22 protein-coding genes and 1 riboswitch are annotated in these 22477 nt (G+C 67.2%); of the genes, 9 read left to right on the top strand and 13 right to left on the bottom strand.

Going from position 1 to position 22477, the window contains the following annotated elements; all coding sequences use genetic code 11:
* Positions 1–190 precede the first annotated feature (190 nt).
* Positions 191–287, top strand: a riboswitch (TPP riboswitch).
* From ACLJPD_RS11855 to ACLJPD_RS11840, 4 genes are all read left to right on the top strand, one after another.
* A complete protein-coding gene (locus ACLJPD_RS11855) occupies positions 278–985 on the top strand; it encodes a TenA family protein (RefSeq protein WP_410872089.1) in 708 nt (235 codons plus the stop codon). Its footprint overlaps the riboswitch before it by 10 nt.
* Entirely contained in the window at positions 982–2004 is a 1023-nt protein-coding gene (locus ACLJPD_RS11850; RefSeq protein WP_410872088.1) for an ABC transporter substrate-binding protein, read from the top strand. The genes ACLJPD_RS11855 and ACLJPD_RS11850 overlap by 4 nt, the downstream gene beginning before the upstream one ends.
* Complete coding sequence (locus ACLJPD_RS11845) at positions 1982–2833, top strand: ABC transporter permease (protein WP_410872087.1); 852 nt, start codon at positions 1982–1984, stop codon at positions 2831–2833. Before ACLJPD_RS11850 ends, ACLJPD_RS11845 begins: the two co-directional genes overlap by 23 nt.
* Entirely contained in the window at positions 2826–3632 is an 807-nt protein-coding gene (locus ACLJPD_RS11840; RefSeq protein ID WP_410872086.1) for an ABC transporter ATP-binding protein, read from the top strand. The genes ACLJPD_RS11845 and ACLJPD_RS11840 overlap by 8 nt, the downstream gene beginning before the upstream one ends.
* Positions 3633–3645: 13 nt before the next feature.
* On the opposite strand, the gene ACLJPD_RS11835 is transcribed toward ACLJPD_RS11840, so the two are convergent.
* The 3 genes from ACLJPD_RS11835 to ACLJPD_RS11825 form a co-directional block, all read right to left on the bottom strand.
* Positions 3646–4941 (bottom strand): cation:proton antiporter, encoded by a 1296-nt coding sequence (locus ACLJPD_RS11835; RefSeq protein ID WP_410872085.1) that lies wholly within the window; start codon positions 4939–4941, stop codon positions 3646–3648.
* 109 nt (positions 4942–5050) lie between these two features.
* Positions 5051–6115: an alkene reductase gene (locus tag ACLJPD_RS11830; RefSeq protein WP_410872084.1), complete on the bottom strand. Its 1065-nt coding sequence runs from the start codon at positions 6113–6115 to the stop codon at positions 5051–5053.
* Between the two features lie 65 nt (positions 6116–6180).
* Positions 6181–7632 (bottom strand): FAD-dependent oxidoreductase, encoded by a 1452-nt coding sequence (locus ACLJPD_RS11825; RefSeq protein WP_410872083.1) that lies wholly within the window; start codon positions 7630–7632, stop codon positions 6181–6183.
* Positions 7633–7907: 275 nt separating this feature from the next.
* Between ACLJPD_RS11825 and ACLJPD_RS11820 the strand changes: the two genes are divergently transcribed.
* Positions 7908–8537: a LysE family translocator gene (locus ACLJPD_RS11820; RefSeq protein ID WP_410872082.1), complete on the top strand. Its 630-nt coding sequence runs from the start codon at positions 7908–7910 to the stop codon at positions 8535–8537.
* A 13-nt stretch (positions 8538–8550) separates the two neighbouring features.
* Here the strand turns inward: ACLJPD_RS11820 and ACLJPD_RS11815 are convergent, their stop codons facing one another.
* The 3 genes from ACLJPD_RS11815 to ACLJPD_RS11805 all read right to left on the bottom strand — a co-directional run bounded on the left by ACLJPD_RS11815 (position 8551) and on the right by ACLJPD_RS11805 (position 11541).
* Positions 8551–9429 (bottom strand): alpha/beta fold hydrolase, encoded by an 879-nt coding sequence (locus tag ACLJPD_RS11815; RefSeq protein WP_410872081.1) that lies wholly within the window; start codon positions 9427–9429, stop codon positions 8551–8553.
* Between the two features lie 162 nt (positions 9430–9591).
* Complete coding sequence (locus tag ACLJPD_RS11810) at positions 9592–10548, bottom strand: alpha/beta hydrolase (RefSeq protein ID WP_410872080.1); 957 nt, start codon at positions 10546–10548, stop codon at positions 9592–9594.
* Positions 10549–10608: 60 nt separating this feature from the next.
* Positions 10609–11541: an NADP-dependent oxidoreductase gene (locus ACLJPD_RS11805; RefSeq protein WP_410872079.1), complete on the bottom strand. Its 933-nt coding sequence runs from the start codon at positions 11539–11541 to the stop codon at positions 10609–10611.
* 133 nt (positions 11542–11674) lie between these two features.
* On the opposite strand from ACLJPD_RS11805, the gene ACLJPD_RS11800 reads away from it, so the two are divergent.
* Positions 11675–12220: a MarR family winged helix-turn-helix transcriptional regulator gene (locus ACLJPD_RS11800; protein ID WP_410872078.1), complete on the top strand. Its 546-nt coding sequence runs from the start codon at positions 11675–11677 to the stop codon at positions 12218–12220.
* Between the two features lie 100 nt (positions 12221–12320).
* On the opposite strand, the gene ACLJPD_RS11795 is transcribed toward ACLJPD_RS11800, so the two are convergent.
* Genes ACLJPD_RS11795 through ACLJPD_RS11785 form a run of 3 tightly spaced genes read right to left on the bottom strand, consistent with a single transcriptional unit; the run spans position 12321 to position 14733 of the window.
* Positions 12321–13115 carry an alpha/beta fold hydrolase gene (locus ACLJPD_RS11795; RefSeq protein WP_410872077.1) on the bottom strand — a complete coding sequence of 265 codons (795 nt, stop codon included), beginning with the start codon at positions 13113–13115 and terminating at the stop codon, positions 12321–12323.
* Positions 13116–13171: 56 nt separating this feature from the next.
* A complete protein-coding gene (locus ACLJPD_RS11790) occupies positions 13172–13876 on the bottom strand; it encodes an alpha/beta fold hydrolase (RefSeq protein ID WP_410872076.1) in 705 nt (234 codons plus the stop codon).
* 32 nt (positions 13877–13908) lie between these two features.
* Positions 13909–14733, bottom strand: coding sequence for an alpha/beta fold hydrolase (locus ACLJPD_RS11785; protein WP_410872075.1), 825 nt, complete (start codon positions 14731–14733; stop codon positions 13909–13911).
* A 161-nt stretch (positions 14734–14894) separates the two neighbouring features.
* Between ACLJPD_RS11785 and ACLJPD_RS11780 the strand changes: the two genes are divergently transcribed.
* Positions 14895–17633, top strand: a complete 2739-nt coding sequence (locus tag ACLJPD_RS11780; protein ID WP_410872074.1) for a helix-turn-helix transcriptional regulator — start codon at positions 14895–14897, stop codon at positions 17631–17633.
* 51 nt (positions 17634–17684) lie between these two features.
* On the opposite strand, the gene ACLJPD_RS11775 is transcribed toward ACLJPD_RS11780, so the two are convergent.
* Positions 17685–18146, bottom strand: coding sequence for an anti-sigma factor antagonist (locus ACLJPD_RS11775; RefSeq protein ID WP_410872073.1), 462 nt, complete (start codon positions 18144–18146; stop codon positions 17685–17687).
* A gap of 281 nt (positions 18147–18427) precedes the next feature.
* Between ACLJPD_RS11775 and ACLJPD_RS11770 the strand changes: the two genes are divergently transcribed.
* The gene (locus tag ACLJPD_RS11770; protein WP_410872072.1) at positions 18428–19369 is read left to right on the top strand and encodes a helix-turn-helix transcriptional regulator; all 942 of its coding nucleotides are present in this window, start codon (positions 18428–18430) and stop codon (positions 19367–19369) included.
* Positions 19370–19377: 8 nt separating this feature from the next.
* On the opposite strand, the gene ACLJPD_RS11765 is transcribed toward ACLJPD_RS11770, so the two are convergent.
* Positions 19378–19758 (bottom strand): ATP-binding protein, encoded by a 381-nt coding sequence (locus ACLJPD_RS11765; protein ID WP_410872071.1) that lies wholly within the window; start codon positions 19756–19758, stop codon positions 19378–19380.
* A 322-nt stretch (positions 19759–20080) separates the two neighbouring features.
* On the opposite strand from ACLJPD_RS11765, the gene ACLJPD_RS11760 reads away from it, so the two are divergent.
* Positions 20081–20437, top strand: coding sequence for an STAS domain-containing protein (locus tag ACLJPD_RS11760; RefSeq protein ID WP_410872070.1), 357 nt, complete (start codon positions 20081–20083; stop codon positions 20435–20437).
* Here the strand turns inward: ACLJPD_RS11760 and ACLJPD_RS11755 are convergent.
* Positions 20434–20895 (bottom strand): response regulator, encoded by a 462-nt coding sequence (locus tag ACLJPD_RS11755; protein WP_410872069.1) that lies wholly within the window; start codon positions 20893–20895, stop codon positions 20434–20436. The genes ACLJPD_RS11760 and ACLJPD_RS11755 overlap by 4 nt on opposite strands.
* The gene (locus ACLJPD_RS11750) at positions 20892–22472 is read right to left on the bottom strand and encodes a sensor histidine kinase (protein WP_410872068.1); all 1581 of its coding nucleotides are present in this window, start codon (positions 22470–22472) and stop codon (positions 20892–20894) included. The genes ACLJPD_RS11755 and ACLJPD_RS11750 overlap by 4 nt, the downstream gene beginning before the upstream one ends.
* Between the last annotated feature and the right edge of the window lie 5 nt (positions 22473–22477).

Raw genomic sequence — 22477 nt, 5'->3', positions numbered from 1 at the left:
GCTACGCCGCCTCGCCCGCCTCCTCGGACGACCTCGTCCGTCATGTCGAGTCGACCTTCGCCCCGGCACCCGAGAGCATCCTGGGGATCGCCTGATCCCGCGCTCGCGCCGAACAGCTACCACCGTGACCGGCGTTACCCGAGGAACCGGGTGTGGCCCGCGTGTCGGTGGTCGCTGCTAGTGTCGGTCGAGTTCTGACACGGGGTGTCTCGCGACCGCGAGGCTGAGAACAGACCCGATGAACCTGTTCAGGTAATGCTGACGAAGGGATGTCACGGTGTTGCACGTCCACACCACGAATACAGGCCTGTTCACCGATCGCCTCTGGGACCGGACCAAAGTCCTGCGCAGTGCGATCGACGACCTGGAATTCCTGCGCCACCTCGGTGCGGGCACTTTGCCGCTCGAGGTGTTCCGCACCTACATCGAGCAGGATTCGCTCTATCTCACCGGGTATGCGAAGGCGCTGGCGATGCTCGCCGCCAAGTCGCCGGACCCGCGGACCGCGGCCTTCTGGGCGACCTCGTCCGCGAATGCCGCCGCTGTCGAGTCGGCCATGCACGATCAGCTGCTCACCGGTGGCGCGCTGCCCCCGCGGCAGGGCGAGCCGGAGCATTCGCAGACCTGCCTGGCCTACGTCTCCTATCTGATCGCCGCCGCCGCGACCGAGTCCTACGCCGTCGCCGCGGCGGCCGCGCTGCCCTGTTTCTGGATCTATGCCGAAGTGGGCCGCGACCTGGCCGAGAGCGCCGCCAAGGTGATCGCCGCCGACCCCGCCCACCCGTACGCCCAGTGGGTCACCACCTACGGCGCGGCGGAGTTCCAGCAGTCCGCGGCCACGGCTCGAGCCCTTGTCGATGCCGCTGCCGAGTCGGCGAGCGAGCAGGAGCGGGCGGCGATGGAGCAGGCATTCATCCTCGCCGTGCGCTACGAGTTGATGTTCTGGGACACCGCCCTGCATCCGCAGCCCTGGCCTGCCGCATGAGCGGGCGTCTTCGCCGCGCGCTCGCGGTCCTGGCCACCACCGTCGCCACGCTGTCGCTGGTCACCGCCTGCGGTTCGGGCGGCGACTCCGATCACACCATCCGGTTCGCACTTGACTGGACGCCGAATACCAACCACACCGGGCTCTACGTCGCGTTGCAGCGCGGCTACTTCGCCGACGCCGGTCTGGATGTGCAGGTTCTGCCGTACAACAACACCTCGGTCGACACGATGATCGATGCCGGAAACGCGGAATTCGGGATCAGTACCCACAATTCGTCGACCTTCGCCCGCGCGTCGGGTGCGCGGGTCAAGTCGGTACTCGCCCCGCTACAGCACTGGGCCACGGGCATCGGGGTGCGTGCCGACCGCGCCGATCTCGCGAGGCCGAAGGACCTCGACGGCAAGACCTACGCCGGTTTCGGCGATCCGGGCGAGCGGGAAGCACTACAGCAGGTCATCCGCAACGACGGTGGCACCGGCGATTTCACCTCGGTGATGCTGGGTTCGTCGGCGTACGAAGCGGTCTACTCCGGCAAGGCGGACTTCACCGTCTCGTATCTGGCGTGGGAAGGGATCGAGGCGCAACACCACGGCACCCCGATGCGGTACTTCCGCTACACCGACTTCGGTTTCCCTGACTCCTACGCGATCGTGATCGACGCCAACGAGGGCTGGCTGGCCGAGAACCCGGACCGCGCCGCGAAATTCGTGCAGGCGCTGCAACGCGGCTACCAGTTCGCCGCGGACAATCCGGACGCGGCGGCCCAGGATCTCCTCGACGCCAATCCGGGCGCGTTCAACGACGAGGCGCTGGTCTTCGAGAGCCAGCGCATGCTGGCCGACCAGTTCATGAAGGACGCCGGGGGCAAGGTGGGCACCCAGACGGTGGAGCAGTGGTCGGCGAATTCCAGCTTCCTGTACCGGGGTGGTCTGCTGACCGGCCCCGACGGGAAGCCGCTGACCACCGAACCCGACTGGTCGACATATTTCACCGATGAGTACCTCGCCAACCCGTGAGCTGTCCGTAGCCGCGTCACCGCTGGTCCCCACCGGTGACGACGGCGGGACGGCTGGCTGGGCGGGAATCCGGTGGGCGGTGCCGCCTTTCGTCACGGTGGCGGCGCTCGTCGCGATCTGGCAGGTCTATGTCACGAGCAGTGGTGTCCGTCCGCAGGTGCTGCCGTCACCGCTGCGGGTCGTCCAGCAGGGTTGGGCGCACCGCGACGAGATCGGTTCGCATGCGGCCGCCACCCTGCAGGTGACACTGGTCGGGTTCGCGGTGTCGCTGAGTCTGGCGTGGGTGCTGGCGGTGGTCGTCGACTTCTCGCCGTGGCTGCGGCGTGCGTTGGTGCCGCTGTTCGTCGCGTCGCAGACCGTGCCGATCGTCGCGATCGCACCGTTGATGATCATCTGGTTCGGGTTCGGGCTGCTGCCGAAGATCTTGGTGGTCGCGCTGGTCACCTTCTTCCCGATGGCCATCGGCCTGATCGAGGGATTCGCCGCGGCCGACCGTGACGCGGGCGCGCTGCTGCGCAGCATGGGCGCCTCCCGGCTGCAGGTGTTCCGTTATGTGCGATTGCCGTCCGCGCTGCCGCGGTTCTTCACGGCGCTGCGGATCGGCATCACCTACGCGGTTGTCGGCGCGGTGTTCGCCGAGTACGTCGGCGCGAGCGTCGGTCTCGGCATCTATATGAGCCTGCAGAAGAATTCGTTCCGCACCGACCTGGTGTTGGCCGCGGTGCTGGTCACGGCACTGCTGAGCATCACCCTCTACCTGTCGACGTTCGCGATCGAACGCCTCGTCGCGCCCTGGTCGCGAGCAGAGAGCAGGAGCCGACATGACTGACGCCGGGGGCGACCGCATCGTCGTCGACCAGCTCACCAAGTCGTTTCCGCAGCCCGGTCGGGGCAGCCCTGATCTCGCGGTGCTCGGCGGGGTTTCGTTCACGGTCCGATCGGGTGAGTTCGTCACCGTCATCGGGCCGAGTGGTTGCGGCAAGAGCACCGTGTTCAACATGCTGGCAGGACTCGACTCCCCCGACTCCGGCAGCGTCGGCTTCCGCGCTACCGACGGTGAGGACACCGCATCGCACTGCGCCTACATGCCGCAGAAGGACCTGCTGTTCCCCTGGCGAACCGTCCTCGACAACACCATCCTCGGTTTGCGCGTGCAGGGAGTCCCGAAAACCGAGGCCCGGCGCCGCGCGCGCGAACTGTTCCCGGTGTTCGGCCTGTCCGGTTTCGAGGACGCCCGACCGTCCCAACTGTCGGGCGGGATGCGACAGCGGGCCGCCCTGCTGCGGACCGTGGTCCAGGAGCGCGAACTGCTGCTGCTCGACGAACCCTTCGGCGCGCTCGACTCACTGACCCGTACCGAGATGCAGTCGTGGTTGCAGGAGGTCTGGCAGCGCTACCGCTGGATGGTGCTGATGATCACCCATGATGTCCGTGAGGCGGTGTATCTGTCGGACCGCGTGCTCGTCCTGTCGGCGCGCCCGGCCACCGTCCGCCACGAACTGCGCATCGACCTGCCGAGGCCGCGCGAGTTGTCCACGATCACCGCCCCCGAATTCGTCGCGCTGGAAGAGGAACTCCTCGCGATCCTGCACGAGGAGTCGCGTCGGGCCTTCACCGAACAGCGGTAGGTGTGGTCCACGTTCAGGAAGGCTGGATCCGACCGGTTCGACGCCCGCCTGCCCGTGCGTTCTCCAGGTATTGCATCACCCAGCCCGCGCTGACGCCGTGCACGATCACGGACAGCACGATCGTGAACGCCACGATCGCCCATAACGCACCGGCCTCCGCGCTGAGGTCTGCCTGGGTCAGCCCGTACGCGAGGTAGTAGATCGAACCGATTCCACGGACACCGAACAAGGCCGTGATAACGCGCTCCTTGGGCTCCATCACGTCATATCGCAGCAGCGCGAGCCACCCCGCGACAGGCCGAACGACGAAGACCAGGAGCACGCCGACCGCGACTCCCTGCCAGGAAAGAGCGGCCAGCAGACCCGTGGTGAGGGCCGCACCGAGCAGCAGTAGAACGACCAGGGTGAGGACATGTTCGAGCTGTTCGACCAGCGTGTGCATCTGTTCGTGGTATTCGCTGTCGCGCTCGATACGGCGCACAGCGATCGCGCACACGAACACGGCGAGAAATCCGTAGCCGCCGACGAGTTCGGTGAGCCCGTACACCGCGAACACCGCGGCCAAGGCGACGATCGGTTCCCCGCGGTCGGCAAGTCGTGCGTCCTTGATCGGGAATCGGAACAAGCCACGACCGAGCACGTTCCCGACGATCCCGCCGATGAGGATGCCGACCGCGATCTTGCCGACGAGTTCCCAGGCGAACCAACCGACGAACCAGGTCTGGACCGAACCTTTGGTCGCGAGAAAGATCGCCAGATAGACGAACGGGAAGGCCAGGGCGTCGTTGAGGCCCGCTTCCGACGTGAGGGCGAAACGGACTTCATCGTCCTCCTCAGTCGAACCGGCGCCACCCGTTGTCGGGCCCTCGACCTGCACATCCGCGGCAAGCACCGGGTCCGTGGGTGCCAGCACAGCCGCCAGCAGAGCTGCCGCGGCAGGCGTCAGCGCTGCCGCCCACCACCCGAACACCGCTACCGCCGCGATACACAGCGGCATGGTGATCAGCAGCAGACGCCAGGTCGAGCCCCAAGTACGCCAATTCAGGGGGCGGTCGATCGCGAGCCCGACACCCATCAGCGCCACGATCACACACAGCTCCGCCAGGTGCTCGATCACAGTGGGATGAGACAAGGGCGACACCGTTTGCAATCCGCTGGGTCCGATCACGAGCCCACCGATGGCCCCGACTCCCAACATGAGCATCGGAGCGGTGATCGCCCGGTCCTTGAAGATTCGAGGAAGCGTCGCGGCCAACAGCAGTGCGATTCCGGCTGCGAGGTACAGGCGTTCGATATCGAAAGTGGTCATCGTTGTCGCCGCACCATTACCCCAGTCACTCGTCGTTCGGAATCAACCCGGATCTACCCGGTCGGCACCGTCCGAAACTGCGAGACCCGCACCGGAGCTGGCCCGGGCGTCAGGCGGTGAGCGTGGGGTAGTCGGTGTAGCCGCGGTGGTCGCCGCCGTAGAAGGTGGCCGGGACGGGATCGTTGAGCGCGGCACCGGCGCGAACACGGGCGGGTAGGTCGGGGTTGGCCAAAGCGGCAGCGCCGACGGTGATGACATCGGCTGTGCCGTTGTCGAGGTCGGCGATGCGGCTGTCGAGATCGGCCCCCGCGCGGTTCACGACCAGCCGCTCTGGCCAGATACCCCTGATCGTCCGCAGGAGCTTTTCGTCTCCGGCGTGGACCAGGTGCAGGTAGGCGAGGTCGAGCCCGGCCAGCTCGGTGACGAGGTGTGTGTAGAGCGCAGGGGTGTCGGTTTCGGTGATGTCGTTGAACGGGTTTGCCGGTGAGATACGGAATCCGGTGCGATCGGCACCGATTTCGGCGGCCACCGCCGCGGCGACTTCGAGGGGGAAGCGCGCCCGTCCGGTGATGGAGCCGCCGTATTCGTCCGCGCGCTGGTTGGCGTTGGTGCTGAGGAACTGATGCAGCAGATATCCGTTGGCACCGTGGATCTCGACGCCATCGGCTCCCGCGTCCATGGCCATGGCGGCCGCCACCCGGAACTCGTCGACGGTGCGCGCGATGGCGGCGGTGTCCAGTGCCACCGGTTGGGCCATGGGTTGCGGCCCGGCGGCGGTGAACATCATCGCCTCGGCCGCGATCGGTGACGGCGCGACCGGTGGGCGGCCGTGGGGTGTGTTGGAGGGATGGGAGACCCGGCCCACGTGCATCAGCTGGACGACGAACGCGGCATCGGACTCGTGGACTGCGGCGGCGACCCGTTTCCATGCCTCGACATGGGCGGGTTCGTAGCTACCAGGAGTGTTGAGGTAGCCCTGACCGTCAGGGGAAGGCTGGGTGCCTTCGCTGATGAGCATCGCGAACGAGGACCGCTGCTCGTAATAGGTGGCGGTCAGATCGGTGACTGTGCCGTCAGCAGCGGCGCGGCTGCGGGTCATCGGTGCCATGGCGAGGCGGTGTGGCAGGGCGATACTGCCCAGGTGTGCAGGTGTCCAGAGGATCTGGTCGTTCATGATAGCTCCTGAAGAAGAAGGCGGGGTCGGGGCAGTGATCTGAGACAGGTCGGCCGGCTGCGTCATCAGCCCGCCACCATCGCGGCGAGCAGCTCGATCCGCGACGGGCCGGGTTCCGGGTCGCCGCCGAGCTCCATGATCCGATCGAGTACGCCGGGTCGGGCCAGCGCTTCCTCGGGGCTGGTCAGTGCCGAACCGACATCACCGAACGCCCGCAGTACGTCTGGATCGCGCAACTTCGCGACCTCCAGCGCCTGACGCAGATTCCAGTTCGCGTCGTCGGTCTCATAGCCGACACCGACTTCATAAGGAATGGAAGCGATGTCGAGATCGATCTGCGCCAGACGATGCAGATCCCATGCCGCAGATGCCTGTTGGGCGGGCAGCAGCGTCGCATCGGTGAGCTCGGCGAACCGGAGCGCGAGCTTGTCCCGATCGCCGAAACCGACCTCCGCCAGCACATCCCGCAGCAACACTGCGTGTGCCATACCCATGGTGATGCCCATGCCGAACGTGGGATTCGTTGTCGCCCAAGCATCTCCGATACTGAGCAATCCGGTCGCGACCGGTTTGCCGTCGACGACGAAGCTCCGGTGCCGCGATTCCATGCCGGACATGGCCAGTACCCCGGTGATGGGCTCACCGTGGGAAGCCCAGTGCGCCATACCGGGATACAGGGCCGCGACTCGCTGCCAGACTTCCGGGTCGCTCAATGCCCGCATGGCGCGGTCCTTGGCGGAGACGAACAGGGCCAGTGCCCAGGTACCTTCGTCACCGGGAACGGTGGTCAGCGAGATGCTGTCGTGGTGCTCCAACGGCCAGGCCGCCTGCTGCGGATAGGAGCCGTCGGCCGAGCGGAAATAGCGGCTGTAGGCCAGGAAGCCGGTCTCGTGCCGATCGAGGACAGGCGCGGGAGCGCCGATGTCGACGAGCATCTTGCTCGCGGGAGAGTTGCGACCGAGTGCGTCGACGACCAGGTCGGCGTGGATGGACTCACCATGCGCGGTCAGCACGCCGGTGATGTGCGCGATCCCGGTCGGCGGTGTGGCATCGGTCAGGAATCCGGTGACCGGGGTGGTTCGGCGCACGGTGACCCCGGCGGCGGCCGCGGCGGCGGCGAGTCCCTGCTCGATGACCGGTCGGCGGGCGGCCAGGGTGTCGAATCGTTCATCGCCGGGTTTGCGGCCTCCGATGGCAGGCAGATCGTAGGCGCCGTCGAGCATGTTGTGCGTGCGTGCCCCCAGCGCCCGCAGCTCGGTGACTGCCTGCGGCAGTTCGCGGGAGAGCAGGGCGAACGCGCCCGGGAGCATGACGTGCGGATGCCGGAACTGGTTCACCCCTGGCCGTTTCCACTGGTCCCACGCCTGCTCGGCATCGGCACCGGGGGAACCGGAATCTCTGTCCAACACCGTGACTCGGTGGCCTTCGCGGGCCAGCAGCATGGCCGTGGTCAAGCCGGTCGGCCCGCTGCCGAGTACTACCACGTGCCTCTGCCGGTCTTCTTCGGTGGTTCGCATGATGTCTTTCCTTTGAGTTGTCGGGAGGAGGTCTGGCAACTGTCGGCCGGAACAGCGCTCAGTTCCCAGACCAAAAGGTGCTCAATAAAATTACGAATTCGGGCACCCCTGCCGAATCAGTCGAACGACTGCACCCTCGACTGCATCGAATGACTCGGTTACCTCGCCGCGTCGCGTTGATTTCGAGCACTGGTGAACAGTCGAACGGTCTGGGAAGTGAGCGGCTTCCGGGGTGACCATGGACTCCTCAGATCCACGCTGAAGGAGCCCGCAGAATGCACGCGATCAACTGGGTCGGGTTCTTCCCCGCCGCTGTACTCGTCTCACTCATTCCTGGGGCGAGCCAGATCCTTGGCCTGAACAATGCTGTGCGCCATGGCATTCGGTTCGCCATGGCCGGGGTGGGTGGTCGGCTGGCCGCCTTCGCCGTACTCGTCGCGTTGGTGGTGGCCGGACTCGGCACGACACTGGCGGCCTCGACAACCGCGCTGACCTCGATCAAGTGGGTAGGTGTCGCCTATCTCGCGTGGATCGGGATTCAGGGCCTGCGGCGCGCCTGGCGGCCCCGGCCCATCTCGGGACCGGGACCGAACGCGAGCGCGCTCCGATGGCGCGTGGTCGGAAACGAATTCGCAGTCGGAATCAGCAACCCGAAGGCACTGCTGCTGTTCGCCGCGTTGCTTCCCCAGTTCGCCGACGAATCGGCGGGCGAATTCGGCACGCAGCTCGCTCTGCTCGGCACGGCGTATGTCGGCATCGAATTGGTCGTCGGCCTTGGCTACGTCATTGTGGGCGGTCTCCTCGGAGCGACCGGTTTCTCCGCACGAACATCACGCCGGATCGATCTCGGCAGCGGAGTGTGCTTCTTCGGCTTGGCCGGGTTGCTCGCCGCGGACGGCATCTGAGCAGGTGCCGGCCTCAGCGCTGGACCAGGTCGCGGAGGGCGGCGCTGACAGTTCCGGGTTCCTCTTCGGCCATGAAGTGACCCGCGTCGACGGTGCGGTGGTCGAGGTTCGGTGCCCAGCTCGACCACAGCGCGGTGGCCTCATATCCGAGTGCGGCACCCCAGTCCTGCTGCATGACCGTCACCGGCATCGACAGTCGGTTGCCGGCAGCCCGGTCGACGCGGTCGTGGTCGACGTCGATGGTTGCCGAGGCGCGGTAGTCGGCCACGATCGAGGGGACCGCCGCGCGGCAGGCGTCCAGGTATACGGCACGGACCGGCGCGGGGATCGCGGCCGGATCCTTGGTCCACTGGTCGAGGAAGTAGCCGAAGAACGCGTCGGCGCTGGCGGCGATCATCTGTTCGGGCAGTCCCGGCGGCTGCGCCATCAGGTAGAGGTGGAATCCGACGGCGGCGGTAGTGCCGTGCAGGACTTCCCACATGTCCAGTGTGGGCAGCACGTCCAGGCAGGCGAGGTGGGTGACCGCACCGGGGTGGTCCAGGCCGGCCCGGAAGGCGACCAGCGCACCGCGATCGTGTCCGGCGAGCGCGAAGCGTTCGTGTCCGAGAGTTTCGGCGGCAGAGATGATGTCGGCGGCCATTGTCCGCTTCGAGTAGGTGCCGGGACCGGACTCGGCGGGTTTGTCGCTGTCGCCGTAACCGCGCAGATCCGCGACGATCACGGTGTGGTCGGCGGCCAGATCGGCGGCGACGTGACGCCACATCAGGTGGGTCTGTGGGAAGCCGTGCAGCAGCACGATCGGGGTCCCCGAACCGCCGACGGCGACGTTGAGGGAGACGTCGTCGGCGACAGGGACGCGGTGGTAGTCGAATCCGGGAATGGTGTGGTTCATCGCGTGGGCTCTTTTCGTTCGGAATGCTGTTCTGCGTGTTCGGCGGATCGAGTCAGAGCGTGCGGTGCGGCGATGAGCATCCAATGAACGCGCACTACATCGGCCCGATGCGAATTCGGGTGAAACGCCTGACCCGCCCGGTGCAAGGACGGGTCAGGATGCTCAGAGCGACGCCAGGATTCGGACGCGGTCTGCCATGACGCGCCGTGCCACATCGGAGGTGAAGGCGATCCCTTCGAACTCGTGCGGAACGCCGGTGTGGAGGTGGAATTCCACCGGGACCCCTGCCTGGGACAGTCGCAGGGCATAGGCGAGGTCCTCGTCGCGGAAGATGTCGAGTTGGCCGACCTCGATGTACGCCGGCGGTAGTCCCGCAGGGTCGGTGACGCGAGCGGGGGCGGCGTGGGCTGGGGTGTCGGGTCCACCGGCGGCGTCGCCCAGCAGGGCTTGCCAACCTGTTCGGTTGTCGTCCCATGACCACAGGACGAACGGCGCGAGGTGCGGGTCGGGTGTGCGGGTGCGATCGTCGAGCATCGGCATGAGCAGCATCTGGCGGGCGATGCCGGGTCCGCCGCGGTCGCGGGCCAGGATCGCTACCGCAGCGGCCAGCCCACCGCCCGCACTGTCGCCGAACACCGCGATCCGGGCGGGGTCGACGTTCAGGTCGGCGGCGTGTTCGTGCAACCAGACCAAGGCGTCGTAGGCATCGCTGACCGGTGTGGGATGCGGATGTTCCGGTGCGAGCCGGTAGTCGACCGACAGGATCGGCGTGCCGCTCGCCGACACGTATCGCGAGACCGACCCGTCGAACAGTCCGACATTGCCCAGGATCATGCCGCCGCCGTGCAGATAGATCGCGGCCGGACCCGGTTCGGTCGAACGGTCATCGCGCTCGTACCAGCGCACCAGGATCGTGGCACCGTCGGCGGTGATCATCGAGTGGTCGGTGATGGTGACATCGGACGCGGCCGGCTGGGCGGTGTCGGCGTGGGCGATGACCTGCTCGAGGATCGCGCGGCGGCCGGCGACATCGCCGACCGGCGGAGGTGTGCTGTCGGCCATTGCAGTGGCCATCGGGGCCAGCGCGTCAGCGACTTGTGGATCGAGAGTGAATGCCATGATGTAACTCCTTGGGCGACAACGGGGTAGGTGTCAAAGCGAGTGGGGTTGGCGGCCGGTTCATGGCAGCAGGATCGTCTTGCCTGGCAGCTTTCCGGTGACGGCTTCGGCGTGGACGGTCGCCATTTCGCTCAGCGATCGGCGCCCGGCTACGTCGATACGGAGATCGCCTGCGTCGACGAGAGCGACCAGTTCGGCGAGCTGTGCGGCGTCGCTGCGGGCGAACACCCGTACCGCACGCACTCCGCGTTCGGGGTCGGGTTCACCGGGAGTGGTTGTGCTGACGAAGGTTCCACCGTCGGCGGTCAGGCCGACCAGGGCCGCGGTCTCCTCCGGTGAGGTGGACACCAAGTTGAGCACGACGTCGAACCGCTGCCCGGATACCGCCTGCGTCAACGGAATTGCGGTGTAGTCGACGATCCGCTCCGCACCGTTGGCGCGAACCCGGTCGGCGCTTCGCGTGCTCGCGGTCGCCGTGACCGCGGCGCCGGCCCGTGCGGCCAACTGGACGGCGTAGCCGCCGACCGCACCGCCGGCACCATTGATCAGCAGACTGCTCCCCGCGACCAGACCGGCGTGCTCGAACAGCGCCTGCCAGGCCGTCAGCCCGACAGCCGGAAGCGCTGCGGCATCAGCCAATTCGATGGTGCGCGGGGCTGCGGCCAACAGGTCGGCGGCGACAGCGACGTACTCCGCGCCCGCACCGTCGACATTCATCGGCAGGAAGGCCACGACCGCGTCCCCGACTGCCCAACCGCTCACCTGCGCACCGACTTCGGCGACGGTGCCCGCCACGTCGATGCCCGGCACATGCGGGAAGGACACGGGGAACACCTGCTGCAGGTATCCGGCGCGAATCGCGACATCCACCGGATTGAACGAGGTCGCGGCCACCTTCACCACAACCTCCCCCGCTGCGGCGACGGGCTCGGGCGCCTGCTCGTACGCCAGGACCGCACTGTCGCCGTGGGCGTGGAATCGCACTGCCTTCATGATCTCTCCTCTGTCAGCTGCTTCGAATTCGAAGCATGTACAGACAGTAACCTGCTTCGAGTTCGAAGCAATACCCGCGAACAGGGTGATCGTCATCACTATGTTTCGAATTCGAAGCAGGTAGGGTGCGGGCATGGCAGCCCACGACTCCACCCCCGCCGACACCGGCCGCGATGTCGAGCCGCTCGAACCCGGCCAACTCGGGGCCTTCTTCGCGCTCCTGGAAGCCGTCGGCCTGCTCCAGCACGCCATCGAACAGCAACTACGCGCCGAAGGGGACATCAGTTACGTGCAGTTCCAGCTCCTGGCGCGCCTGCTCGAGGCCCCCGGCCCGCTCACCATGACGCAACTGGCTGACGGCGTCGTCTACAGCCGCAGCGGTCTCACCTACCAGGCCGGGCTACTGGAGAAGGCCGGCCTGATCACCCGCGCCCCCTCCCCCGAGGACGAACGCGCCACACTGGTCACCCTCACCGACAGCGGCCGCGCCCTGTTCCACCGGGTGCTGCCCGGCCACGTCCAGCTCTCCCGCGACCTGCTGTTCGATTCCCTGACCGGCAGCGATGTCGCCCACCTCGGCGACATCATGACCCGCGTCCGCGACCACATGCGCGCCCAACCGCCGCGCTCGGCCGCGCCCCGCAAACCCCGCGCCACCCCGACAGCAGCGCGGGGCTGATCGGTCCCGGCGCAGCTCACCAGGCCGACACTGCTCACTGACCGAAACAGGCTGTGCCGCGTGGAGTTGTCCACGCGGCCCAGCCTGTTTCGGGAAAAGGTCAGCCGATTGCGGCGGCCGCCTCGACGATGACCTTCGCTACCGCGTCGGGCTGGGAGAGGGTGAGCGCGTGCGAGGCACCTTTGATCTCCACCGTGGCGCGCGAGCCTGCCCGTTCGGCCATGAAGCGGTGTGCGGCGACCGGGATGTTGTAGTCGGCATCCGGGAACACGAACCACGACGGCACGGACTTCCAGTTCGGCGCACCCGACTTCCCGTTGAGGGCGCGGTCGTTGAGCGGGCGCTGGGTGGCGGCGTCCAAGGTGGCCTGGGCCGTGGGGACGTCGGCGGCGAACTGTTGGTGGAACTTGGCGGGCTGGATGTAGAGATCGGTGCTGCCGTCGGGCAGGGCCACCTTGTTCAGCGTGTCGCCGAGCGTGCTGCCGGGGAACTTGCCCGAGAGCTCACCGATCGTCTCGCCCTCTTCGGGAGCAAAGGCCGCGACGTAGACCAGCCCCTTGACCTTCGGATCCTGGACCTGGGAGATGACCTGCCCGCCGTAGGAGTGCCCGACCAGTACAACCGGGCCGTCGATCGAGGCCACCACGCTGCGGACAGCGTCTGCGTCACCGGAGACGCTGCGTAATGGATTACCTGCGGCGATGCTGGTCAGACCCCGCTCGTTGAGCTTGTCGATCACACCGTTCCAGCTGCTGGATTCCGCGAAGGCTCCGTGGACGAGGACGACGGTCGGCTTGACGGGGGCGGGCTGGGCGCTGGCGCAACCCGCGCTGGCGACGGTGGCCGTGAGACCCAACGCGACGGCGGTGAGCTTGACGATAGTGGTGATACGCATGGCGGTTTCCTCGGGAGAGCTGTTCGGGGTGAGCGGAGAAGGTGGGTGCGACTCGGTCAGTCGGCGATGGCTTCGAGCGCGGTGATGATGACCTCGGCGACCGCGGCGGGCTGGGACGCGGGCAGTGCGTGCGAGGCACCGGCGATCTCGATCGTGGCGCGGGCACCCGCCCGTTCGGCCATGAAACGGTGTGCGGCGACCGGGATGTTGTAGTCGGCATCGGGGAAGACGAACCACGATGGCAGCGTCTTCCAGTTCGGCGCACCGGATTTGCCGTTGAGGGCGCGGTCGTTGAGCGGGCGCTGGGTGGCGGCGTCGATCGCGGCCTTGGTGGCGGAGATGTCAGCGGCGAACTGCTGATGGAACTTGGCGGGCTGGATGTAGAAGTCGGTGCTGCCGTCGGGCAGCGCCACCTGGTTCAGCGTGTCACCGAGTGTGCTGCCGGGGAACTTCCCGGACAGTTCGCCGATCGACTCGCCCTCTTCGGGAGCGAAGGCGGCAACGTAGACGAGGGCGGCGACCTTGGGGTCGTGGACCTGGGAAATGACCTGTCCGCCGTAGGAATGTCCGACGAGGACTACCGGACCCTCGACGGAGTCGACGATGCCGCGGACGATGTCGGCGTCGGAATCGACATCGCGCAGCGGGTTGGCAGCGGCGATCACGGTGGCATCGACAGTGCGCAGTCGGCTGATGACGCCGCTCCAGCTGGCGGACTCGGCGAAGGCGCCGTGGACGAGGATGACGGTGGGTGTGCTCATGACGGGCTCCTGAAAAGGTGTGCTGAAGGTGGTCAGTGCGCGAGGAAGGCGAGCAGGTCGGCTTCGAACGCGGTGCGGAATTCGCCGTGCAGGCCGTGCGGCGCACCGGGATACACCCGCAGCGTCGCGTTCTTGATCAGCTCCGCCGACTTCATCGCCGAGTCGTGGAGCGGGACGATCTGGTCGTCGTCACCGTGGGCGACCAGCACCGGCACGTCGATCCCGAGCAGGTCCGCGGTGAAATCGGTTTCGGAGAACTGGGCGATGCATTCGTAGGCGGCGCGCACACCGACCTGCATGCCGAGCCGCCAGAACGCACGACGCGCACCTTCGGAGACGGTCGCGTCGGGCCGGTTGAACCCGTAGAAGGCCTCGCTCAGATCCCAGTAGAACTGCGAGCGGTCAGCGGCGACGCCTGCCCGGATCCCGTCGAAGACCTCCATCGCAGTGCCGTCGGGGTTGGTCTCGGACTTGACCATCACCGGGGGCACCGCGCCGAGCAGCACCGCCTTGGCAACTCGGCCGCTACCGTGGCGACCAAGGTAGCGGGCGACTTCGCCGCCACCGGTGGAGTGGCCGACCAGGACCGCGTCGTGCAGGTCCAGGTGCTCGATCAGCTCGCCCAGGTCGTCGGCGTAGCGATCCATGGTGTTGCCGTCCCAGGTCTGGCTCGACCGGCCGTGACCACGGCGGTCGTGGGCGATGGCGCGGTAGCCGTGCTCGGCGACCAAGCGGGCTTGGTCGTCCCAGGCGTCGGCGCTCAGGGGCCAGCCGTGGCTGAAGACGACCGGCTGGCCGGTGCCCCAGTCCTTGAAGAAGATCTCGGCACCGTCGGTGGTGGTGAAAGTGTTTGTCATGCCGATGAAATTACGAGCGGACCGACCCCGTACGCATCAGTCGAATGACTGCACCACCGACTGAGTCATGGTGTTGTTCGATGACTCAGTCATTGCTGGTTTACTGCATCTACCTGCATCGTCGCGTTGTGAAACCGCGGGTTCTCTGTCAGGATCGGGCGATGTTCGGTGAGATTTCACAGTCGGCGTTGGTCGGCCGAGACCGGTATTCGGCCCTGCTGGGAGACCTCCTGGATCGAGCGGTCGCCGGGAACGGCTCGGCGATGATCCTGCGCGGGCCCGCGGGTATCGGAAAGTCGGCTCTGCTGAGCACGATTCGGGAAGTGGCAACCAGCCGGCACCTGACCGTCGTCTCCGCGATCGGTGTCGAGAACGAAGCCGGCTTGCCTTTCGCCGCCCTGCATCAACTCCTGCGTCCCCTCCATTCGGAGATGGCCAAGCTCCCCGTCTCTCATCAACGGTCGCTGCGCGCGGCGTTCGGACAGGAAGACGGAGCGCCCGACCTGTACGCGGTGGCGTTGGCCGCGCTGCAACTGGTATGCGAGGCCGCCGCCGTTCGGCCGACCGTGCTGATCCTCGATGACCTCCAGTGGCTCGACAGCTGCAGCGCCGATGTGCTCAGTTTCCTCGCGCGCCGGATCGGCTGTGACGCGGTGCTCGTACTCGGTGCCGCCCGCACCGGTTCCGAGGATTCCGCGCGCCGAGCGGGACTGCCGGAGATCATGGTCGAACCGCTGGACAAACAGGCCGCCGCCGCGCTGCTCGCGGCGCAGGCGCCCATGCTGTCGAGCACCGTGCGTCAGAAGCTGCTCAGCCAAGCCGACGGAAATCCGTTGGCGCTCATCGAGTTACCGCGTGCGATACGCGAGACCGGGGAGCGGGTGGTCGAGGACTTCCCGTTGACCGCCCGCCTCGAAGCGGCCTTCGCCGCGCGTTCGGCCGAGCTCAGCGAGCCGACCCGGACTCTTCTGATCGTCCTCGCCGCCGATGTCACCTGCGACGCGGGCAGGCTCCTGCGGGCGGCCACCGAACTCGCCGACACCACGGTCGGCACCCTGCACCTGCAAGAAGCCATCGACGCAGGCCTGGTCGAGATGGCGGGCCCGCTCCTGCGCTTCCGGCATCCACTGATGCGTTCGGCGACCTATGTCCGGGCACCGCTGACCCAACGGCTCGGCGCGCATTCGATTCTGGCCGAGGTGCTCGCCGACTTCCCCGACCGACAACTCTGGCATCATGCCGCCGCCGCGCTCGGCACCGACGACGCCATCGCCGCACGGCTCGAGGACTATGCGCAGCGATCGCGAGCCTGCGGTGCCACCATGGCCGCGGTCGCCGCGCTGAACCGTGCGGCGGAACTGTCCGAGCGACCCGCCCGCACCACCGCTCTGCTCCTACAGGCCGCGGAACTGGCGAGCGAGACCGGCGCGCGCCGCGAGGCCGTAGACCTGTTGGACCGGGCCGATCTCAGCGTTCTCGGCCCGATCGAACGGGCGCGGTTGGCCGCCGTCGAGGAAATCGTCGCGTTCCAGCGCTACGGCGACGCCGATCGTCGCATCCGGGAACTCGTCGATATCGCCGCCGACGTGCACGCGGCAGGAAATACCGACCTGGCAGCGGGGATATTGTGGTCTGCGGCCGCACGATGCTCGTCCCAAAACGCCGACGACGCTTCACGCAAAGGCATTGCCGCTCAATTGGATTCCCTCGGTCTGCCCGCACACGACGCCCGCGTCCTCGCGGTCGGCGCGCTCAGCTTGCCGTGGGAGCGCGGTGACGAGATCCTCGAGCGACTCCGACAGCTCGATCCCGATCGCACCGACGCGGCCACCCTGCGTCTACTCGGCTACGCCGCGATGTTCCTCGGCGATTTCCGCCGGGGCACGGCCTACATCGACGATGCCGCCGCGATCAGTCGCAGCCAGGGGCGGCTGGGGCTGCTCTCGGGCATTCTCGGCGCCGGAAACTGGATTCGCATCTGGCTCGGCGACTGGGACAGGGTCCGCGCCGAATCCGAGGAGGCCCGCACGTTCGCCGAGGAAAACGGCCAGGAGTTCTATGCCGCGACCGGGCGCGTCAATCTGGCGATGATCGCCGCGTTGCGCGGCGAACCCGAACTGGCCGCCGAGCATCTACGCGCGATCGGCGCCAGCCCGTTGTCCACCGGGATGCGGTGCATCCAGATCGCCGCGCAGCAGACCCGCGGGATGCTCCTGCTGTTGGCCGGGCGAGCCGAGGACGCGTTCGCGACACTGGCGCGGGTCTACGATCCGGCAGACCCGGTGAGCCACCCCATGCAATGCTGGTGGGTCGCCCCCGAACTCGCCGATGCCGCCGTTGCCTCCGAAAACATCAGTGTCGCAAGGGAATTGCTGGCCGACCTGCCGATGCTGGCGAAGCGGGTACCTGCCTCGATGCTGCTCGTCGTCGACGAATACAGCCGCGCCGTACTCGCCGACGACTCCGACGCCGACGCTGCCTACACCGCCGCACTCAACGGCCATGCGGGCGCGTGGCCGCTCTACCGCGCCCGACTGCAACTCCATCACGGCCGACGCCTGCGCCGACTACGCCGCACCGCCGAAGCGCGCGAACCCCTCCGCGAAGCCCGCGACACCTTCGACTCCCTCGGCGCCGACCCGTGGGCCAAGGCCGCCCGCAACGAACTGCGCGCCGCGGGCGAAACCAGCACCCGCCGCTCCCCCGCCGCCCGCGACCAGCTCACCTCCCAGGAACTGCACATCGCCACCCTGGCCGCCGAGGGCCTCACCAACCGCCAGATCGCGGAAAAGCTCTACCTCTCCCACCGCACCGTCGGCTCCCACCTCTACCGCATCTACCCCCGCCTCGGCATCACCAGCCGAGTCGAACTCGCCGGAGCCATCTCGACGATCAGCTGAGCACTCGGTACCGAGGCGGGAGCCGCCGGTCAGCGGCTCTGTCGCATCGGCCTAGCCGGGCTCCGGCACCGCGGTGGTCTGGTCGGGGTCGGTAGGGCGGCCGGTGGCGGCGAGGGCGGTGGTGAGGTCTCGGTGGATCGGGAGCCACTCGCTCATTTCGGCGAGGTCGAGGACATGGCCGATGGTCGGGGCGGCGCGGGCGGTGACGAGGCACATCGCGATGCCACGTCGGCTCAGGTGCTCTGCCAGGTCCGCGAGGACCATGACGGCGCGTACCGACAGAAACGTGACCTCACTCAGCTCGACGACGAGATGGCCACCGACGGCGGTTTCGGACGCGGCGGAATCGAGCAGACTCCGCCAGCGCGGGAGGGTGTACGCGTCGACCTCCCCGCGAGCACGCAGCACGACAACCTGTCCGGTGGATTTCACGACGGCACCCAAACGACGGCAGAGCTCGGCAGCCGGATCGGCACCGGGCGAAGGGCGGGTTTCGTCGTGACGGTTGTTCAACAGGACTCGTTTCTCCGGCACCGACTACACGCAGTGCGCCGCCAGCAGTCCTGTTTGCTCAAGATCGAGCTGGTCACCATATTCCAGCATGAGGCCTGGCAACTGCCGCAACCGGCCGTGGACCCGGCGCCCACTTGTTCGCTATCGGTCCTGATCGGCGATGAGCCGAATTTCGCATTTCGTATCGTCGGCCCGGCAGCCGGGTAGCATGCGGGCGCGGTGTCCGGTGCCCAGTGCTCCAGCAGGGTCGATCATCGCGTGTCAGCGGAAGGGACGTCGTGGTGAGTCTGGATTTCTACAGTGACGATCTGGCCGCGACCGAGGAGTTCCTCAACAGCGCCTACACGCGTGTGCAGATCGGACATCACGGCCCACACGCGGTGCGCACCCGGATCCGCCGCGAGGTGCTCGGCCCGATCAACTTCGACCAGCTCGAAATGGGTTTCGACATGGCATACGACGCCGACCCGCTGGGCCGAGTCTGCCTGGTGACCGTTCACAGCGGGCGGATCGAGGAGAACTATCACGGTTTCGGCCCCGACACCTTCGTGCCGGGCCAGACGGGCCTGCTCACGCCGGACGATCTGCCCTACTCGGGGGTCATCCGGACCAGCCGCTACGACATCACCATGTTCGACCCCGAAATCCTGAACCGGGTCGCCACCAGCGCGGGCGGGGACCGTGTGCGAGTCAGCGGGCACCGGCCGGTCAGTACCACTGCCGGGCACCGACTCCGCCGCGTGCTCACCCATCTCCAGCAGCTCGCCTCGGACCCCGACGCAGCGAACAGCCCGCTCACCGTCACGACGGCGTCGGACTATCTCGCCGCGACGGTGCTGGCCACCATGCCGACGACCGCCGAGCACGAGCCGAGCGCCACCGATCGTCACGACGCGCACCCCGAGACCGTGCGCCGCGCCATCGCGTACCTGGAGTCGCATCTCGGTGACCGAATCGCGATCACCGACGTAGCCGCGGCAACCTTCGTCACACCGCGCGCACTACAGCTGGCTTTTCGCCGTCATCTGAACATGACGCCGCTCGCGTACCTGCAACGACTGCGGTTGGCCGCGGCACACGAACAGCTCAGCGCCGCGCTGCCAGGTGACGGTCAGACCGTCGCCACTGTCGCCTACCGATGGGGCTTCACCCATCCCGGCCGCTTCGCCACGGCCTACCGCCGTCTCTACGGGCGGCCACCGCGGCAGACCCTGCGTGGGTGATCCGCGTTTCACTCCCGAGCGAACCGCATGTCGACGACGGTGCCCGCCGCCGACGTGCTGACCTCGAATTCGTTGCTGAGCGCGCGCATGATGCCCATTCCACGTCCGCGTGACCGATCGGTGCCCGCTTCAGGTGTGACCCAGCGGCCACCGTCGGCCACGATGATGTGGACGTGGGTTTCGGTGAGCGCGGCGGACAGGCGTACCGTGCCGCCGTCGCCGCGGTGGCCGTGTTCGACGGCGTTGGTGCATGCCTCACCGACTGCGAGAACTATGTCGTATGCCGCGGTCGGGTCGACCGGTACGTCGGCCAGCCACTCCTGTAACGCATGACGCACTTCGGCCAACCGCACGGCGTCTGCCGAGAAATTTACCTCGAACGGTTTCACCGTGTTCTCCTGCCGAGACGGGTGCGTCGTCACTTGATGCCTCCCTTGTCATCCCGACGTCGAACTGATCCGCGAGAACTCCCATGTCCTGGCAAGTACCCACGCGGTCCCCGGATATTCCGCCCCGGAGCGTGACAAGGCCCTCTCACGGCAGCCCGGCGGAGACGTTGGGCCAGGTTTACCCCGGTGCTGCGCAACAGTTCGCGGCCTGCGTGGATGGGGTAAATTGCGGGGGCAAGAAATCGCTCGCAGGCTTCGCCGACTCGGCGAAGCCAGAGGTAAGAGGTGGAAAAGTGGCGAATCGCGACCGAGGAGACCTCCGGTGACTGTCGACGGCAGCTTCCGAGACCTCGACGTACAGGTCCGTGCGCAGGACGAATTCGAAATCCTCACCGTGCGCGGTGAAGTGGACATGGCTTCGGCCCCCGAGTTGCAAGCGGTGCTGGAGAAGGCGCAGCAGGGCGGCCGGACGCTGGTGGTCGATATGACCGAGGTCGGCTTCCTCGGCTCGGCCGGGCTCAGCGCGCTGCTGGTCGTCTCCAAGGCAGCGCCCTACCAGCTGCGGGTGGTCGCCTCCCGCGAGGTGGCGCGGCCGATCGAACTGACCGGGCTGGACAAGTTGCTCGCCGTCTACGGCACGCTGGAGGCGGCGATCGCCGCGGAGCCGAACGCGCACTAGGTCCGAGGTCGCGGCTCCCGCACTCGCGGGAGCCGCACGACCTGGACGAAGAACTCATCGATCTGCCTGATCGCGGCGATGAACTGGTCGAGATCCACCGGTTTGGTGACGTAGGCATTCGCATGCAGTTTGTAGCTGCGCAGAATGTCCTCCTCGGCCGCCGAGGTGGTGAGTACGACCACGGGGATGTGAGCCAGATCCGGGTCGGCTTTGATCTTCTCCAACACCTGCCTGCCGTCGTATCTGGGCAGGTTCAGATCCAGCAGAATCAGATCAGGCCGCGGAGCGTCGACGTGGGCACCGGTGCGGTAGATGAAGTCCAGCGCCTCCTGCCCATCCCGGACCACGTGCAGCGTGTTGCCGATCTTGTTGTCCTCGAAGGCTTCCCGCGTCATCAGTTCGTCGCCGGGGTCGTCTTCGACGAGCAGGATGTCGACCGGCCGGCCGGGATCGGTCATGCGAATACCTCGTTCTCGATGGACGGAGCAGGGGTGATGGTCGCGGTGGCCCGCAGGGTGAAGCACAGGCGGGTGCCGTCGCGGTAGTCGGTGTCGATCCAGATCCGGCCGCCGTGGAATTCCACGATCTTCTTGCACACGGCCAGTCCGATACCGGTGCCACCGTAGGCATCTCGCGGATGCAACCGCTGGAAGATGACGAAGACCTTCTCCGCGAATTCGGCCGCGACACCGATCCCGTTGTCCGACACCGAGAACTGCCATTCCTCGGGGTCGTCGACGCTGGGCGAGCACATCACCCGAACCACCGGCGTCAGGCCGGGAGTGCGGAATTTGATCGCGTTGCCGATGAGGTTCTGCCACAGCATGGTCAGCAGGGTCGGTTCCCCGACGAGCTGTGGCAATGTCTCCGGGCGTTCGATCACGGCCCCGGATTCCTCGATGGTCGCAGACAAGGCCTCCACCGCCTCGTCCAGCGTCTGATCGAGGCCGATCGGCTCGGTGCCCTCCGACATCCGGCCGACGCGGGAGAAGGTGAGCAGGTCGTTGATGAGTACCTGCATGCGTTTGGCACCGTCGACAGCGAAATCGATGTACTGCTTGCCGCGCTCGTCCAACTGGTCGCCGTAGCGCTTTTCGAGCAACTGGCAGAACGAGGCCACCTTGCGCAGCGGCTCCTGGAGATCATGGGAGGCGACATAGGCGAACTGCTCCAATTCGGTGTTGGATCGGCGCAGTTCCTCGGCTTGGACGTCGAGGTCGTCCTTCTGCTGTAGCAGTGCCGCCTCTTGAACGCGCGCGGAGTCGAGCTCGGCGACGATGTGGTGGCGCATGTTCTCCACCGCCTCGCAGACCAGCGCGATGTCGAAGGGACCGACAGTCTCGATGTGCGCGTCGAATTCGCCCCCGGCCACCCGCCGCGACGACTCGGTGAGATAGCGCAACGGCTGCACCACCAGTCGCCGCACCAGAACGGTGAGCAGCGCACCGGAGAGCAGGAAGACCGCGACGATGCCGGACAGCACGACGTTGCGCGTGGTGTGTGCCTGTGCCAGCTCATCGGTGTCGCGGTCGACGACCGAGACGAGATGGGCGTTCTGCACCGCGAAGCTCCCGCGCACTTCGTCGAAGAGCGCCTTCCTGCGGACCGCCCCGGTGGCGGCGTCGACACCGATGCCCGCGCGCGAGGACACCGATCCGGTCGCCGGGTCGGTGAAGTCGGACTGCCACCGCTGGGCAGCCAGCTCGACCGCGGCGAGGTCGGCGAGCAACTCCGGATGGCCGGCGAGCAGTTCGCGCAGGTGGTCCGCGGCGCGAACCTGTTCCTGTCGCCCACGGTCATATGGCTCGAGGAACTGTGGGTCGCCGGTGATGGCGTAACCGCGGATCCCGGTCTCCTGATTCAGCAGCGCACCCTGCAGCCGATGGGCTTCGGTGGCAGCGGGCAGGGTTTGCGTGAGCAGGCGATCGGTGACCCGGCCGGTATGGGAGATGACCTGCGCACCCGCGGCGGCACCGACGATCACCACCAGGATCATCAGTGCGAACACGAACTGGAACCAGCCCTGCGCTGTCATTCTGC

The organism is Nocardia sp. A7 (assembly GCF_046549215.1).
In the GTDB taxonomy this organism is placed as follows: domain Bacteria; phylum Actinomycetota; class Actinomycetes; order Mycobacteriales; family Mycobacteriaceae; genus Nocardia.
Note: the sequence above shows the minus strand (reverse complement) of the source record. Positions and strands in the feature narration are given on the sequence as shown.

Excerpts from the sequence above, each read along its gene's own strand:
- ACLJPD_RS11805 (WP_410872079.1), bottom strand. The coding sequence starts at position 11,541 with ATGAAGGCAGTGCGATTCCACGCCCACGGCGACAGTGCGGTCCTGGCG.
- ACLJPD_RS11850 (WP_410872088.1), top strand. The coding sequence starts at position 982 with ATGAGCGGGCGTCTTCGCCGCGCGCTCGCGGTCCTGGCCACCACCGTC.
- ACLJPD_RS11830 (WP_410872084.1), bottom strand. The coding sequence starts at position 6,115 with ATGAACGACCAGATCCTCTGGACACCTGCACACCTGGGCAGTATCGCC.
- ACLJPD_RS11755 (WP_410872069.1), bottom strand. The coding sequence starts at position 20,895 with ATGACCGATCCCGGCCGGCCGGTCGACATCCTGCTCGTCGAAGACGAC.
- ACLJPD_RS11845 (WP_410872087.1), top strand. The coding sequence starts at position 1,982 with ATGAGTACCTCGCCAACCCGTGAGCTGTCCGTAGCCGCGTCACCGCTG.
- ACLJPD_RS11795 (WP_410872077.1), bottom strand. The coding sequence starts at position 13,115 with ATGCGTATCACCACTATCGTCAAGCTCACCGCCGTCGCGTTGGGTCTC.
- ACLJPD_RS11750 (WP_410872068.1), bottom strand. The coding sequence starts at position 22,472 with ATGACAGCGCAGGGCTGGTTCCAGTTCGTGTTCGCACTGATGATCCTG.
- ACLJPD_RS11815 (WP_410872081.1), bottom strand. The coding sequence starts at position 9,429 with ATGAACCACACCATTCCCGGATTCGACTACCACCGCGTCCCTGTCGCC.
- ACLJPD_RS11840 (WP_410872086.1), top strand. The coding sequence starts at position 2,826 with ATGACTGACGCCGGGGGCGACCGCATCGTCGTCGACCAGCTCACCAAG.
- ACLJPD_RS11835 (WP_410872085.1), bottom strand. The coding sequence starts at position 4,941 with ATGACCACTTTCGATATCGAACGCCTGTACCTCGCAGCCGGAATCGCA.
- ACLJPD_RS11785 (WP_410872075.1), bottom strand. The coding sequence starts at position 14,733 with ATGACAAACACTTTCACCACCACCGACGGTGCCGAGATCTTCTTCAAG.
- ACLJPD_RS11790 (WP_410872076.1), bottom strand. The coding sequence starts at position 13,876 with ATGAGCACACCCACCGTCATCCTCGTCCACGGCGCCTTCGCCGAGTCC.
- ACLJPD_RS11810 (WP_410872080.1), bottom strand. The coding sequence starts at position 10,548 with ATGGCATTCACTCTCGATCCACAAGTCGCTGACGCGCTGGCCCCGATG.
- ACLJPD_RS11825 (WP_410872083.1), bottom strand. The coding sequence starts at position 7,632 with ATGCGAACCACCGAAGAAGACCGGCAGAGGCACGTGGTAGTACTCGGC.
- ACLJPD_RS11800 (WP_410872078.1), top strand. The coding sequence starts at position 11,675 with ATGGCAGCCCACGACTCCACCCCCGCCGACACCGGCCGCGATGTCGAG.
- ACLJPD_RS11820 (WP_410872082.1), top strand. The coding sequence starts at position 7,908 with ATGCACGCGATCAACTGGGTCGGGTTCTTCCCCGCCGCTGTACTCGTC.
- ACLJPD_RS11780 (WP_410872074.1), top strand. The coding sequence starts at position 14,895 with ATGTTCGGTGAGATTTCACAGTCGGCGTTGGTCGGCCGAGACCGGTAT.